11 protein-coding genes are annotated in these 12109 nt (G+C 70.4%); 7 read left to right on the forward strand and 4 right to left on the reverse strand.

The annotated features are described in order from the left end of the window. The first annotated feature begins 84 nt into the window (after positions 1 to 84). Positions 85 to 414, forward strand: a complete 330-nt coding sequence (locus PKE84_RS01430) for a hypothetical protein (RefSeq protein WP_271175412.1) — start codon at positions 85 to 87, stop codon at positions 412 to 414. Between the two features lie 18 nt (positions 415 to 432). Here PKE84_RS01430 and PKE84_RS01435 read toward each other — a convergent pair whose 3' ends face one another. Genes PKE84_RS01435 through uriH form a run of 3 tightly spaced genes read right to left on the reverse strand, consistent with a single transcriptional unit; the run spans position 433 to position 3788 of the window. Further along, positions 433 to 1365, reverse strand: coding sequence for a PfkB family carbohydrate kinase (locus tag PKE84_RS01435; RefSeq protein ID WP_271175413.1), 933 nt, complete (start codon positions 1363 to 1365; stop codon positions 433 to 435). A gap of 12 nt (positions 1366 to 1377) precedes the next feature. Beyond that, a complete protein-coding gene (uriT, locus tag PKE84_RS01440) occupies positions 1378 to 2844 on the reverse strand; it encodes a uridine transporter UriT (RefSeq protein ID WP_271175414.1) in 1467 nt (488 codons plus the stop codon). Further along, positions 2841 to 3788 carry a uridine-preferring nucleoside hydrolase UriH gene (gene uriH, locus PKE84_RS01445; RefSeq protein ID WP_271175415.1) on the reverse strand — a complete coding sequence of 316 codons (948 nt, stop codon included), beginning with the start codon at positions 3786 to 3788 and terminating at the stop codon, positions 2841 to 2843. The genes uriT and uriH overlap by 4 nt, the downstream gene beginning before the upstream one ends. A gap of 205 nt (positions 3789 to 3993) precedes the next feature. On the opposite strand from uriH, the gene PKE84_RS01450 reads away from it, so the two are divergent. The 3 genes from PKE84_RS01450 (at position 3994) to PKE84_RS01460 (ending at position 9152) form a co-directional block, all read left to right on the forward strand. Next, positions 3994 to 5121: a LacI family DNA-binding transcriptional regulator gene (locus PKE84_RS01450; protein WP_271175416.1), complete on the forward strand. Its 1128-nt coding sequence runs from the start codon at positions 3994 to 3996 to the stop codon at positions 5119 to 5121. A gap of 126 nt (positions 5122 to 5247) precedes the next feature. Further along, complete coding sequence (locus PKE84_RS01455; protein ID WP_271175417.1) at positions 5248 to 5949, forward strand: alpha/beta fold hydrolase; 702 nt, start codon at positions 5248 to 5250, stop codon at positions 5947 to 5949. 635 nt (positions 5950 to 6584) lie between these two features. After that, on the forward strand, positions 6585 to 9152 hold the full coding sequence (locus PKE84_RS01460; protein WP_271175418.1) for an ATP-dependent Clp protease ATP-binding subunit: 2568 nt from the start codon (positions 6585 to 6587) through the stop codon (positions 9150 to 9152). Between the two features lie 120 nt (positions 9153 to 9272). Here PKE84_RS01460 and PKE84_RS01465 read toward each other — a convergent pair whose 3' ends face one another. Continuing rightward, positions 9273 to 9860, reverse strand: coding sequence for a TetR/AcrR family transcriptional regulator (locus PKE84_RS01465; protein ID WP_271175419.1), 588 nt, complete (start codon positions 9858 to 9860; stop codon positions 9273 to 9275). Between the two features lie 330 nt (positions 9861 to 10190). Here PKE84_RS01465 and PKE84_RS01470 point away from each other — a divergent pair, with 330 nt between their 5' ends. The 3 genes from PKE84_RS01470 to PKE84_RS01480 all read left to right on the forward strand — a co-directional run bounded on the left by PKE84_RS01470 (position 10191) and on the right by PKE84_RS01480 (position 12063). Then, on the forward strand, positions 10191 to 10787 hold the full coding sequence (locus PKE84_RS01470) for a DUF6230 family protein (protein WP_271175420.1): 597 nt from the start codon (positions 10191 to 10193) through the stop codon (positions 10785 to 10787). Next, complete coding sequence (locus PKE84_RS01475) at positions 10778 to 11326, forward strand: DUF6114 domain-containing protein (RefSeq protein ID WP_271175421.1); 549 nt, start codon at positions 10778 to 10780, stop codon at positions 11324 to 11326. Before PKE84_RS01470 ends, PKE84_RS01475 begins: the two co-directional genes overlap by 10 nt. 134 nt (positions 11327 to 11460) lie before the next feature. Further along, positions 11461 to 12063 carry a hypothetical protein gene (locus PKE84_RS01480; RefSeq protein ID WP_271175422.1) on the forward strand — a complete coding sequence of 201 codons (603 nt, stop codon included), beginning with the start codon at positions 11461 to 11463 and terminating at the stop codon, positions 12061 to 12063. Positions 12064 to 12109: the final 46 nt, after the last annotated feature.

Consider the following 12109-nt stretch of genomic DNA (forward strand, 5'->3'; position numbering starts at 1 on the left):
TCGTACCGGCCGCCTTCTGCGTCGGCGGCAGCGGGTGTAGCGTGCCAGCACAGCGCGAGCGCAGTCCTGACGAATGGAGCAGTGATGGCAGACCGCCTCCCCGACGACGGCACGTACGACGAAGACATCCCCGAGCTCGGTGACGCCGACGCGGGTGACACCGCCGGATGGGTCGACCCCGCCGACGGCGAAGTCGACTACGCCGCGAACGACCCCATCGCCGCGGCCGATTTCGCCGACGAACTCGTGACGAACGACGCGGCCGCCGGCGAGACGGTGCTCCCCGGGCCCGGCATCGGTCCCACCGGCGGGATGCCGCGCGAGGCCTCCCCCATCCTCGATGAGCACGACCCTCAGGAGGAGGTCGATGAGGGCGTGCTCACCGAGGAGGACGTGGAGGAAGAAGGGATCTGACGCGGGGTCGCCGCCGGCCTAGCGGTCGTCGCGCGCGCTATCGGCCCTGAACGCATCAAGCTCGGCGAGCGTCGGATAGGACGACTGCGCGCCCTCTTTCGTCGCGGCGAACGCGCCGACGGCGGCGGCGAAGCCGGCCGCGTCCGCGAGCCCGTCCCCAGCGGCGAGCCGCACGGCGAGCGCCCCCATGAAGGCGTCACCGCATCCCGTGGTGTCGACGGCCGTGACGGCGACCGCCGCCACCGTGCTCACCTCGTCGCCGTCGAACACCAGACTCCCCTCGGCGCCGCGGGTGATGACGGCCCGCCGGATGCCGTGGTTGGCGAAGGCGGCAGCGACCGCCCACGGGGTCGCCGATTCGACATCGACGGAGAGCAGCAGCGACGCCTCGTGCTCGTTGACGAGCAGCACGTCCGTCACGGCAAGCAGGTCGGCCGGCACGGCGGCGTAGGGCGAGAGGTTCAGCAGCACCGTCGCCCCGGCAGCGTGGGCGCGCCCGGCCGCAGCGGCGACGACGCCCAGGTCGATCTCGAGGCAGAGCCCGAGCACCGCGCGGTCCCTGAAGCTCTCGCTGCCCTCGATGTCGTCCACGGACAATTCGTCGTTCGCGCCCGGACTCACCACGATCGAATTCTCACCGTGCGCGTCGACCGTGATCATGGCCGTTCCCGTCGCCACACCGTCGACGACACGCACCTGCGAGACATCCGCCCCCGCATCCGTGAGGGATGCCAGGAGCAGTTCGCCGTGCGCGTCGCCGCCCACCGCGCCCAGCATCGTGACGTCGCCGCCGAGCAGCGCCGCTGCGGCCGCCTGGTTCGCCCCCTTGCCTCCCGGGAGGGTCGCGAGGGTCGAGCCGCGCACGGTCTCCCCCGGAGCCGGGAAGCGGTCGGTGCGCACGACCAGGTCGGCGTTCAGCGAGCCGACGATCAGGATTCCGTTCCGTGACATGGCACCAGCCTCTCAGGCTTCGGCCGAGGCCGGCTTGGGGATCAGGAACGAGATCGCCAGCGCGACCAGGGTGATCGCCGCGCCCACGAGCATCCCGGCGCTGTACCCGGTCGTCGACGATCCGGATGCGGGAGACAGCACGATCTGCACGGCCGGCAGGATCGCGAAGCTCAAACCGGCGCCGAGGTTGAACGCACCCGCGTTGAGGCCCGGCAGGAATCCGGGGTTGTCGCTCGGCGAGAGAACGATGCCGAGGCCGTTGAGCATGATGTTCACGATGCCCGCGTACGTGATGCCGATCAGCACGGTCGCCGCGATGAGCACCGGGAGCGAGTGCACGCCGACGAACGCCATGACCAGCGTGGCCACGATGGTGCCGGCGAGTCCGACCCTGAGCACGTTGCGGTAGCCGAGCGTCGGAGCGAGGCGTCCGGCGAACGGGCCGACGATCCAGCCGACGATCGCGTACGGCGTGAGGAAGGCGAGCGACGCGAGGTCGGGCTCCATCCCGAAGCCGGCGGCGCCGTTCTGGGCGAGCGATGTGACGAGTCCGTTGACTACGGCGAAGACGCCTGTCATGGTCAGCAGCGTGGTGAGCAGGAGCGCCCAGGTGCTGCGGCGGCGCAGGTACGCCGGCGGCACGAGCGGTTGCTTCAAGCGGTTCTCCACCTGCCAGAACACGAAGAACGCGACCAGGGCGACGACGATCCCGCCGACCACGATGACCCCGTTGGCCGCTCCGAGCTTGCCGGCTTCGTTGAGCGCGGTGAGCAAGGCGCCGATCGAGACGACGAGCGGGAGGACGCCCCACCAGTCCATCGTGGTGCCCTCGGACGGCTTCGACTCGACACCCCAGAGGAACACGAGTGCGACGGCGACGGCCGAGACGGCGGCGATGACCCAGAACACCGAGCGGAAGCCGAATGCGGTGGCGAGCCAGCCGCCGGCGATGGCGTCGATGCCGGCGATCCCGCCGTTCACCGCGGTGAGCAGGCCCATGGCCGCTCCGTACTTCTTCGGGTCGGAGATCTCGGCCCGCAGCATGAGCAGGCAGACCGGGACGACAGGCCCGGAGACACCCTGGATGGCGCGGCCGACGTAGAGCATCGGGAGGTTGACGGCGAGAGCCGAGACGATGCTTCCGAGGATCATGACGATGAGCATCCCGGCCAGGATGCGCTTGCGCCCGACGATGTCGCTGAGCCGCGGCAGGAAGAGGGAGAACAGCGCGGCCAGGGTGAAGAACATGGTCTGCGAGAGGCCGACGGAGGCGTCGTCGGTGTTCAGCTCGCGCGCGATGGTGACGAGCACCGGGCTCAGCATGCTGGCGTTCAGCTGGAAGGCGATGCAGGCGGCGAGGAGGGCGGCGGTCAGGGCGCCGAGGCGAACGGTGGAGCCGGGGGTGCGGCCGGTGCCTGGGGTGCGGCCGGAGCCGGGGGTGCGGCCCGTCTTGTTGCCGGTGGTGTCGACCGTGCTCATGCTGCGACCTCCCCGATGCGCTCGAGAGCGTCGACGACCAGCGCCCAGAAGCGCTCGTGGTCGAGCTCCGTGGCGGCCCAGGTGGTGCAGTCGTCGGGGGCGGGCGCGCGGAAGTCGGCGACGGTCATCCCGAGCGTGAGGGTGCCGGTGAGCTCGATGTCGATCGGCACCTTGACGGTGCGCACGATGGTCGGGTCGATCACGTAGGCGACGGCGCAGGGGTCGTGCACGGGCGGCGAGTCGAAGCCCTGGGACTGCTTGTAGGTCGCGCCGAAGAACTCGAGCAGCTCCAGTACGAAGCGCGCGGGTGCGGTATCGACCGCGGCGATGCGCTCGACGACAGCGGGGGTGGCGAGCGCCTGGTGCGTCAGGTCGAGGCCGACCATGACGACGGGCCAGCTCTCGGTGAAGACGATGTGGGCGGCCTCAGGGTCGATCTTGATGTTGAACTCGGCGACGGCGCTCCAGTTGCCGGTGTGGTAGCCGCCGCCCATCAGCACGACCTCTTTGACGCGCTCGGCGATGCGCGGCTCCTTGCGCACGGCGAGCGCGATGTTCGTCAGCCCGCCGGTGGGAACCAGAGTCACGGTCTTCGGCTCATTGGCCATGATCGTGTCGATGATCAGGTCGACGGCGTGGCGGTGGTCGAGTTCGAGGGTCGGCTCGGGGAGGACGGGGCCGTCCATCCCGGAATCGCCGTGGATGTCGGGGGCGTTCTCGATCGTGCGGACCAGCGGACGTGTGGCGCCGGCAGCGAACGGGACCCCCGTGATGCCCGCGATCTCGGCGACCGCGAGCGCGTTGCGCGTGACCTTCGGCAGGGTCTGGTTGCCCACCACGGTCGTGACCGCGAGGAGTTCGATGTCGGGGTTTCCGTGCGCGAGCAGCATCGCTATCGCGTCATCGTGCCCTGGATCGCAGTCGAGGATGATCTTCGTGCCCATGAGGCTCCACTTCGTCGGGGGTCGGCCTCGGATGCGGGCCGGCAGAGTTAAGCGCTTAATGCCTATCACGTCAAGCGCTTAACCCGAAATCGTCCGTCGTCCGCATCGACGCGTGATCGATTCCAGGATGATTCCCGTTGCTCGAGCCGCGAACCGGCGAACATCCGGGAATCGATGGCGCCCAGGGGGCCAGTAGCATCGGTACATGCCCCGCTCCCCTCGCGTGACCGCCGCTCAGGTGGCCGAGCGGGCGGGACTCTCGGTGGCGACCGTTTCCCTGGTGCTCAACGGGAAGACCGACGGACGCGTGTCGGCGGCGAACATCGATCGCGTGCACGCGGCGGTCGCCGAGCTCGGCTACGTGATCGACCGGGGTGCGAGCGCCCTGGCGCGCGGCCGCAGCGACCTGATCGTGCTCGTCGCACCCGACCTGTCGAACCCGTTCTTCGGTGCGGTGATCCGGGGCATCGAGGCGGAGCTGGGGGAACGCTTCCAACTGCTGCTCTCGGTGACGGCGAGCGGCGTGCAGCCGACCGCGGCCGATGTCGGGCGATTCGCGGGCCTGCGACCGGCCGGGCTGCTCGTGGACGCGCCGTCGGATGCGTTTCTCGCGGAACTCAGCGGCGACGAGCCGTTGGTGTTGCTGGATGCGCCGGACCCACGTGCGGCGGATGCTCGTGCGGCGGATGCCCGTGACGCGGATGCCCGCGCGTCGGATGCCCGCGATGGGGATGCCCGCGCGTCGGATGCACGTGATGCGGCGACCGGCATCGCGCCGGCGTACGACGCGGTCAACTACGACATGTCCAACGCCATCGACCAGCTCGTCGCGCACCTCGCCGCGCTCGGCCACAGCAGCATCGGCTACCTCGACAGCACCACCGGAACGACGACCTTCGACCTGCGGCGCGAGCAGCTCGTCGAGGCGGCGACCGCGCGCGGGCTGACGGTGAACGCACCGGATGCGGCCCGCAGCGTGATCGAGATGGGGGCAGCGGCGTCCGCATTCGCCGCCGCGTGGCCCACCCTGAACGCGGCGGGCGTGACGGCGGTGGTCTGCGCCACCGACACCCACGCCTACGGAGCCCTCGAGGCGGCGCGGTCCCTCGGGCTGTCCGTTCCAAGCGACCTGGCGATCACCGGGTTCGACGATCTGCCGTACTCGCGGGTCACGTCTCCGTCGCTGACGACGGTCCGGCTGCCGGGAGAGCCGCTCGGACGCGCCGCCGCCCGACGGCTGCTGGCGCAGATCGACGGCACGGATGCCGCATCCGGCGACCCCGCGCTCGTCGCGACGCTCGTGGTGCGCGGCTCCACCGACCCGGAGGCGTGAGCCCGGCTGATTCGCCGTGTCGGCGGCTGGTCCGTCATGTCGGCGGCTGCTTCGCCGTGTCGGCGGCTGACTTGTCGTGTTCGGCGGCCGGCTTGTCGTGTCGGCGGCTGACCCTAGGGTCGTGCCATGGATATCGTTCTCGTTCCCGGTTTCTGGCTCGGCGCATCTTCATGGGACGAGGTGACGCCGACGCTGGTCGAGGCCGGCCACCGCGTCCATCCCCTCACCCTCCCCGGACTCGAAGCGGTCGACGCCCCGCGCGCCGGCATCGGGCTCCGCGATCACATCGACGCCGTGGTGGCGGCGGTCGACGCGATCGATGGACCGGTCGCCCTCGTCGGCCACTCGGGCGGCGGAGCGATCATCCACGGCGCCATCGACGAGCGTCCCGACCGGGTGGTGCGCTCGATCTACGTGGACAGCGCTCCCCTCGGCGAAGGCGGCGTGATCAACGACGAGCTGCCCGTGGTCGGCGACGAGGTGCCGCTTCCCGCCTGGGAGGTGTTCGACGACGAAGACCTGGTCGACCTCGACGACGACCTGCGCGCCCAGTTCCGCGCCCGTGCCATCGCCGAGCCGCGCCGCGTGACGAGCGATCCCATCCACCTGCACGACGAGCGCCGCTACGACGTGCCGGCGACCGTGATCGCCTGCGAGTTCCCGACCGAGCAGCTGCGCGGCTGGCTCGACGCGGGCCTGCCCTTCGTCGCCGAGCTCTCCCGGATGCGCGACGTCGAGCTGGTCGACCTGCCGACCGGGCACTGGCCGCAGTTCACGAAGCCGGCCGAGCTCGGCGAGGCGATCCGCCGCGCCGTCGACCGCGCCTAGCGCGCCCCGCCCGCCGAGCGCGCCCCGCCCGCCCGCCGCGCGACCCATCCCGCCGAGGGGTGCCGAATGTCGCTCAAACACACCGTTTGAGCGACATTTCGCACCGTTCGACGCGCACGCCTGCGCGCCCTACGCGACGCGGGGCAACTCTCGCCAGACGCGCCGTCGACTTGCGCGAAAAGCGCGGTTCGACCCCCGGCGAACCGCACTTTTGCCGCAACTCGATCCCGCGCAGCCCCCGCGGTGGCCCCGCGGTGGCCCCGCGGTGGCCCCGCGGTGGCGAGAGGTGCCGAATGTCGCTCAAACGGGCCGTTTGAGCGACATATCGCACCCCTCGCGCGCACGTCTGCGCGCGCCTTTGCGCGACGCGGGGTAACTCTCGCCAGACGCGCCATCGACTTGCGCGAAAGGTGCGGTTCGACCCCCGGCGAACCGCCCTTTTGCCGCAACTCGACCCCGCGCAGCCCCCACGGTGGCCCCCGGCGCGGCGAGAGGTGCCGAATGTCGCTCAAACAGGCCGTTGAGCGACATATCGCACCGCTCGGCGAACGACTCCGCGCACGCAGGAATAAACACACCGCCCGTTTGTTGAACTTGAGTGTTCACGACTCAACTTTCAAGAAACAGGAGATTTCGTGCCCGAGAACTTCACTCCCGAAGGTAGCGAAAGCAGCGAAGGAAACTCGTTCGACGAGTTCCTCGCGCGCTACCTCGCGGGTGAGCGTGCGCGTGCCGCGCGCTCGATCGACATCAGCCGCTTCCTCAGCCGACGCACCCAGGAGATCCTGGGCGAGGCCGGCCGTTTCGCCCTGGAGCACGGCCACCGCGAGCTCGACGCGCTGCACATCCTGCGCGTCATGGTGAGCCAGGAGCCCGCCGCCGACGCGATGCGCCGGATCGGTGTCGACCCCGCCAAGGTGGCCATCGCCGCCGAGCAGCGCCTCCCGCAGGCGGGCGACGTCGTCGACGCCGACGCGGCGTCGATCACCCCGTCCGCGCAGCGTGCGCTCTTCCACGCCTACCAGGTCGCCCGGGCATCCGGTTCGACCTACATCGACCCCGAGCACCTCTTCTTCGCGCTCGTCATCGTTCAGGACACGCCCGCCGGGCAGGTCCTGCAGAACGCGGGCGTGACCGCTGACGCGCTCACCAGCGCCATGCGCGAGCCGGCGACCGTCGGCTCCGACGGCTCCCCCGTCGACGCCGAGAACGACGCGTCCGAGACCCCGATGCTCGACCAGTTCGGCACCGACCTCACCGAGCTCGCCCGCGACGGCAGGCTCGACCCCGTGATCGGCCGGCTCGACGAGATCGAGCAGACCATCGAGATCCTCTCCCGCCGCACCAAGAACAACCCCGTTCTGGTCGGCGAGGCGGGCGTCGGTAAGACGGCGATCGTCGAGGGTCTCGCGCAGGCCGTCGTCGACGGCGGTGTGCCCGAGCAGCTTCTCGGCAAGCGCGTCGTCTCGCTCGACCTGCCCGCCATGCTCGCCGGCACCCGGTACCGCGGCGACTTCGAAGAGCGGCTCACCAACCTGATGGACGAGATCGGCGCGCACCGCGACGAGCTCATCGTGTTCATCGACGAGCTGCACACCGTGGTCGGCGCCGGAGGGGCCGGCGAGGGCGGCGGTATGGACGCGGGGAACATCCTGAAGCCCCGCCTCGCTCGCGGCGAGCTGCACCTCGTGGGTGCCACCACGCTCAAGGAGTACCGCCGGATCGAGAAGGACCCCGCTCTCGAGCGCCGGTTCCAGCCGGTGACCGTCGGCGAGCCGAGCATCGAGGACGCCGTGCTGATCCTGTCGGGTCTGCGCGGAGCCTACGAGGAGCACCACGGCGTGCAGTACACGGATGACGCCATCCGGTCCGCCGTCGAGCTCTCCGCCCGCTACGTCTCCGACCGGTTCCTGCCCGACAAGGCCATAGACCTGATCGACCAGGCGGGTGCGCGACTGCGCCTCTCGCTGGGCAAGCGGGTCGACGCATCCGCTCTGATGGAGCGCCTCGCCGACCTGGAGGCGTCGAAGAACGCCGCGGTCGGCGCCGAGCACTACGAGGAGGCCTCGCGGCTCCGCGACGAGATCGAGTCGGTGCAGTCCGAACTCGAGTCGCTGACGGCGAAGCCCCGTCTGGATGCCGTGATCGGCGAGCCCGAGATCGCCGCGGTGATCTCGCGTGCGACCGGCATCCCGGTCAGCCGGATCGGCGAAGCCGACCGTGAGCGCCTCGCACGGCTCGAGTCCGAGCTGCACGAGCGTGTGATCGGCCAGGACGACGCGGTCGTCGCGGTCGCCAAGGCCGTACGCCGCAACCGCACCGGCCTCGGAGACGAGAGCCGCCCCGTGGGCAGCTTCCTGTTCCTGGGTCCGACCGGCGTCGGCAAGACCGAGCTGGCCAAGTCCCTCGCGTCATCGCTCTTCGGTGACGACAAGGCGATGCTGCGGTTCGACATGAGCGAGTTCGGCGAGCGCCACACGGTCGCCCGCCTGGTCGGCGCCCCTCCCGGATACGTCGGCTACGACGAGGCCGGACAGCTCACCGAGCGCGTGCGCCGCAACCCGTACTCGGTCGTGCTGTTCGACGAGATCGAGAAGGCCCACCCCGACGTCTTCAACCTGCTGCTGCAGGTGCTGGACGACGGACGCCTGACCGACGGTCAGGGTCGCACGGTCGACTTCCGCAACACGGTGATCATCATGACCTCCAACCTCGGTTCGGAGTTCCTGGCCTCCCGCAGCGGCGCACTCGGCTTCGTGCCGGTCGGCGCCTCGGGCGATGCCAGCGGGTTCGCCTCGGAGAAGGACCTGCGCGACCGCGTGATGGGCAAGCTGCGTGAGGCGATGCGTCCGGAGTTCCTCAACCGCATCGACGAGATCGTGCTGTTCCGCAAGCTCGACGCCTCGCAGCTGCGCGGCATCGTGCGCCTGCTCCTCACCGCGACAGCCAACCGGCTGCAGCAGCGCGACATCGACCTCGACATCACGGATGCCGCGGTCGAGTGGATCGCCGAGACGGGCTACGAGCCCGAGTACGGCGCCCGTCCGCTGCGTCGCGTGATCCAGCGCGAGATCGACGACCGCATCGCCGATCTGCTCGTCACCGGCGAGCTGACCGACGGCGGCACCGTGCACCTGGATGCCCGCGACGGCATCCTGCAGGTCACGGGCGGCGCGCTCGCGGAGCTGCCGTTCGCGGCCTGATCCGCGCGGTCTCACCAGCAACGCGCCCCCGCTCGAGAGGGCACTGAGCACCACCGATAGAGCGGCGGTCCGGACATCCCGGACCTCCGCTTCGTCGTCTCCGGATGCCCGCGGGGCCCGTCACGCCTCGACGGCGCCTGCGACGGCGATCACCGTCCGCTCCAGGAACGCCGCGATTTCCTCCGACACGAGATCGGTGTCGATCGCGCTCTCGACGAGAGCCTCCTCGGCGAACGCCACCCACGAGCGCAGCGCGATCCGGAGCATCACCGTGTCGGCGGCGCCCAGCTCGAGGAACACCGCGACCACCCGCTCCGCCTGCAGCTCGCGCGCCTGCTCGACGACCTCCCGCACCTCGAGGTCGCCGCTGGCCACACCGCGCACCAACGAGTAGAACGTGCCGCGGTGGTCGCGCACGAACTGCACGATGCGGTTAAGCGTGTCGCGCAGGCGGTCGAGCGGCGCGAGATCCGCGAGGGGCTCGGTGGCTCGCAGCATGCTGTCGCGGGCGGTGCGCACGACCTCGCGGTGCAGCCCCTGCTTCGACCCGAAGTAGTGGAAGAGCAGTCCGCGTGACACTCCTGCCTCGGCGGAGAGGCCCTCGATCGTGAGCTCGTCGAGGGGATGCTCGGCCAGCGCGGCCACCCCGAGCGCGACGAGCTGCGCCCGGCGTTCGTCGGGGGTCAAGCGGGTGCGCCGATCCTCCATGCAGCGAGCCTACCGGCGAGGTCGGGGGCGGGGCCGGGCCGGCGAGGCGGACGGGGCGGGACCGCGGGCATTCGCGCGACTACGACGGGGTCGACGGCCGCACAACTCCGGAACTCTGGGGCGAGGGGCGCCGAGCATCCGGAGTTGTGGGCTGCCGGCCGGCGTGGCGTTCCAGAGTTCCGGAGTTATGACGGCCCCTCCGAGCGCCGGCCGACCCCGCGCTATTGACATCTCGTCAATAACGCATAGTCTCCTGTGTGGGCTTTCGGCTTGTCACCCGGATGGGGGTGAGCCGCCCTCATTGTTCGAACGGTAGATCGAGGAGGATCTATGAAGTTCCGCAAGCTCACCGGCTCGCACGCTGGCCGCATCGTTCTCGCCGCCGTGCCCGTCGCGGTCGTTTCGACCGTGCTGATGGCCGGCGTCGCCAACGGTGCCGTGCCCGTGTCGTTCTCGGTGTCGGGCAGCCAGTTCCAGATCAGCGCCTCCCAGCTCGACGGCACCGGATTCTCGCAGTACGCCGGCGTCGCCCCCGACACCGCCGGCAAGAACCACCAGGTGGCGATCGCGAACATCGGCTCGGCCAAGCTCGCCGACCTCTGCCAGTCGGTGATCACCGACACCCCGATGGGCAAGGTCGGGATGCTGATCACGGCCGGAGGAGGCGGAGCCCCGGCGACGGCGACCGACCTGCAGATCGGCATGACCGACCTCAAGGGCGACGCGACGTTCAACAACATCCGGATCGGCGTCGACGCGTCCACGGTGAACACCAAGGCCAAGGGCAGCGCGGGCGACTTCGCCCAGGACGCCGACTCGGTCTCGATCAAGGGCGTGCAGCAGACCGCGTGGAGCACCCAAGCGTCGGTCTTCAACCTGACCGGGATGCACGTGCAGCTGACGGACGGATCCAAGGGATGCTTCTGACGGACGAGCCGCGGCGCAACGTGAAGCGAGGCGTGAACCGAGACGAGAAGGACCGGAACGTGCATCCGGGAGCGTGGGCGCGGTTCGCGGCCTGGCGACGCGGTCGACCGTTCGTCGGCGGACTGCTGACGGCACTCGGCGGCATCGAGATGTTCTTCTCGGGCCAGCTCGACATCGGCAAGATCCACGTGCAGCTCGGCATCGAGGGACTGCAGGCGACGATCATTCCGGTGCTGCTGGTTCTGCTGGGCATCCTGGCGGTGGCGATGCCGGTGCACCGCATCTTCTACGGCGTGATCGCGCTGGCCGTGGCGGTCTACTCGCTGATCGGCGTGAACCTCGGCGGCTTCTTCATCGGGATGCTGCTGTCGACGATCGGCGGGATCATGGTCGTGGCGTGGATGCCGAAGACGGTGGTGGCGGCTGAGCCTAAGACCACGTCCGCGCAGACGGAGACGGAGACGGAGACGGAGACGGAGACGGAGCCGGAGCCGGAACCCGAGCTGCAGCCCGACCGCGAGCCCGGGAGGGACCTCTGACCGCCCCCGGCCGCCGGCGCCGGGCGGCGGCAGCGCGCATCGGCGGCGCTGCGCTCATCGCCGTCGGCCTCTGCGGCCTCGGCGTCGCGGCCGTCCCCACGGCGGTCCCGGCCGACCTGTGCATCCCGCTCTTCATGTCGTGCGGCACACCGTCGCCCACGCCGACGCCCACTCCCACGCCGACCCACTCTGGACTCCCGCTGCCGATCGCCCCTGTCCCGACCATCCCCCTGCCGGGCGGCGGTTCCTCGACCGGCACGCCGACCCCCGGCGCCACCACCGCACCGACGGCTCCCCCGGTCGCACCGAAACCGGATGCCGGATCACCGACCTTCACGCTGCCCGCCGCCCAGCTCACCGGCAGCTCGATCTCGTTCGCGGGCATCCCGACCGTCAGCGTCGTGAAGGTCCCCCTCGCGAACGGTATGACGACGCCCGTGCTCAAACTCACGGCGGACGACATCGTGATCACCGACTTCCATCTCAACGTCCGCAAGGCGACAGGGCCGCAGCTGCTGACCGACGCCGGTCGCATGGAACTCCGCGGTCACGTCCAGGTCTACGTCGACTCGGTGACGGCCGTGCTCGGCGACGGCACGCCCCTCACCCTCGGCGCCGACACTCCCCCGCCCGACGGGAAGGTCCCCGCGGCGCTGCTGCGCGTGCATCTCGGACTCGTCGGCGTGACGGCCGACCAGATCACGCTGATCCCGTCGAACCAGGTGCTGACGGAGTAGCGGCACACCTAACCGCACACGTAGCCGCGCACCGCACCCGGCACTC

The sequence above is a fragment of the Leifsonia poae genome (assembly GCF_027921845.1).
Taxonomy (GTDB): domain Bacteria; phylum Actinomycetota; class Actinomycetes; order Actinomycetales; family Microbacteriaceae; genus Leifsonia; species Leifsonia poae.

Bases quoted from the DNA above. Each gene is read 5' to 3' on its own strand.
- PKE84_RS01430 (WP_271175412.1), top strand. From the start codon at position 85: ATGGCAGACCGCCTCCCCGACGACGGCACGTACGACGAAGACATCCCC.
- PKE84_RS01435 (WP_271175413.1), bottom strand. From the start codon at position 1,365: ATGTCACGGAACGGAATCCTGATCGTCGGCTCGCTGAACGCCGACCTG.
- uriT (WP_271175414.1), bottom strand. From the start codon at position 2,844: ATGAGCACGGTCGACACCACCGGCAACAAGACGGGCCGCACCCCCGGC.
- uriH (WP_271175415.1), bottom strand. From the start codon at position 3,788: ATGGGCACGAAGATCATCCTCGACTGCGATCCAGGGCACGATGACGCG.
- PKE84_RS01450 (WP_271175416.1), top strand. From the start codon at position 3,994: ATGCCCCGCTCCCCTCGCGTGACCGCCGCTCAGGTGGCCGAGCGGGCG.
- PKE84_RS01455 (WP_271175417.1), top strand. From the start codon at position 5,248: ATGGATATCGTTCTCGTTCCCGGTTTCTGGCTCGGCGCATCTTCATGG.
- PKE84_RS01465 (WP_271175419.1), bottom strand. From the start codon at position 9,860: ATGGAGGATCGGCGCACCCGCTTGACCCCCGACGAACGCCGGGCGCAG.
- PKE84_RS01470 (WP_271175420.1), top strand. From the start codon at position 10,191: ATGAAGTTCCGCAAGCTCACCGGCTCGCACGCTGGCCGCATCGTTCTC.
- PKE84_RS01475 (WP_271175421.1), top strand. From the start codon at position 10,778: ATGCTTCTGACGGACGAGCCGCGGCGCAACGTGAAGCGAGGCGTGAAC.
- PKE84_RS01480 (WP_271175422.1), top strand. From the start codon at position 11,461: ATGTCGTGCGGCACACCGTCGCCCACGCCGACGCCCACTCCCACGCCG.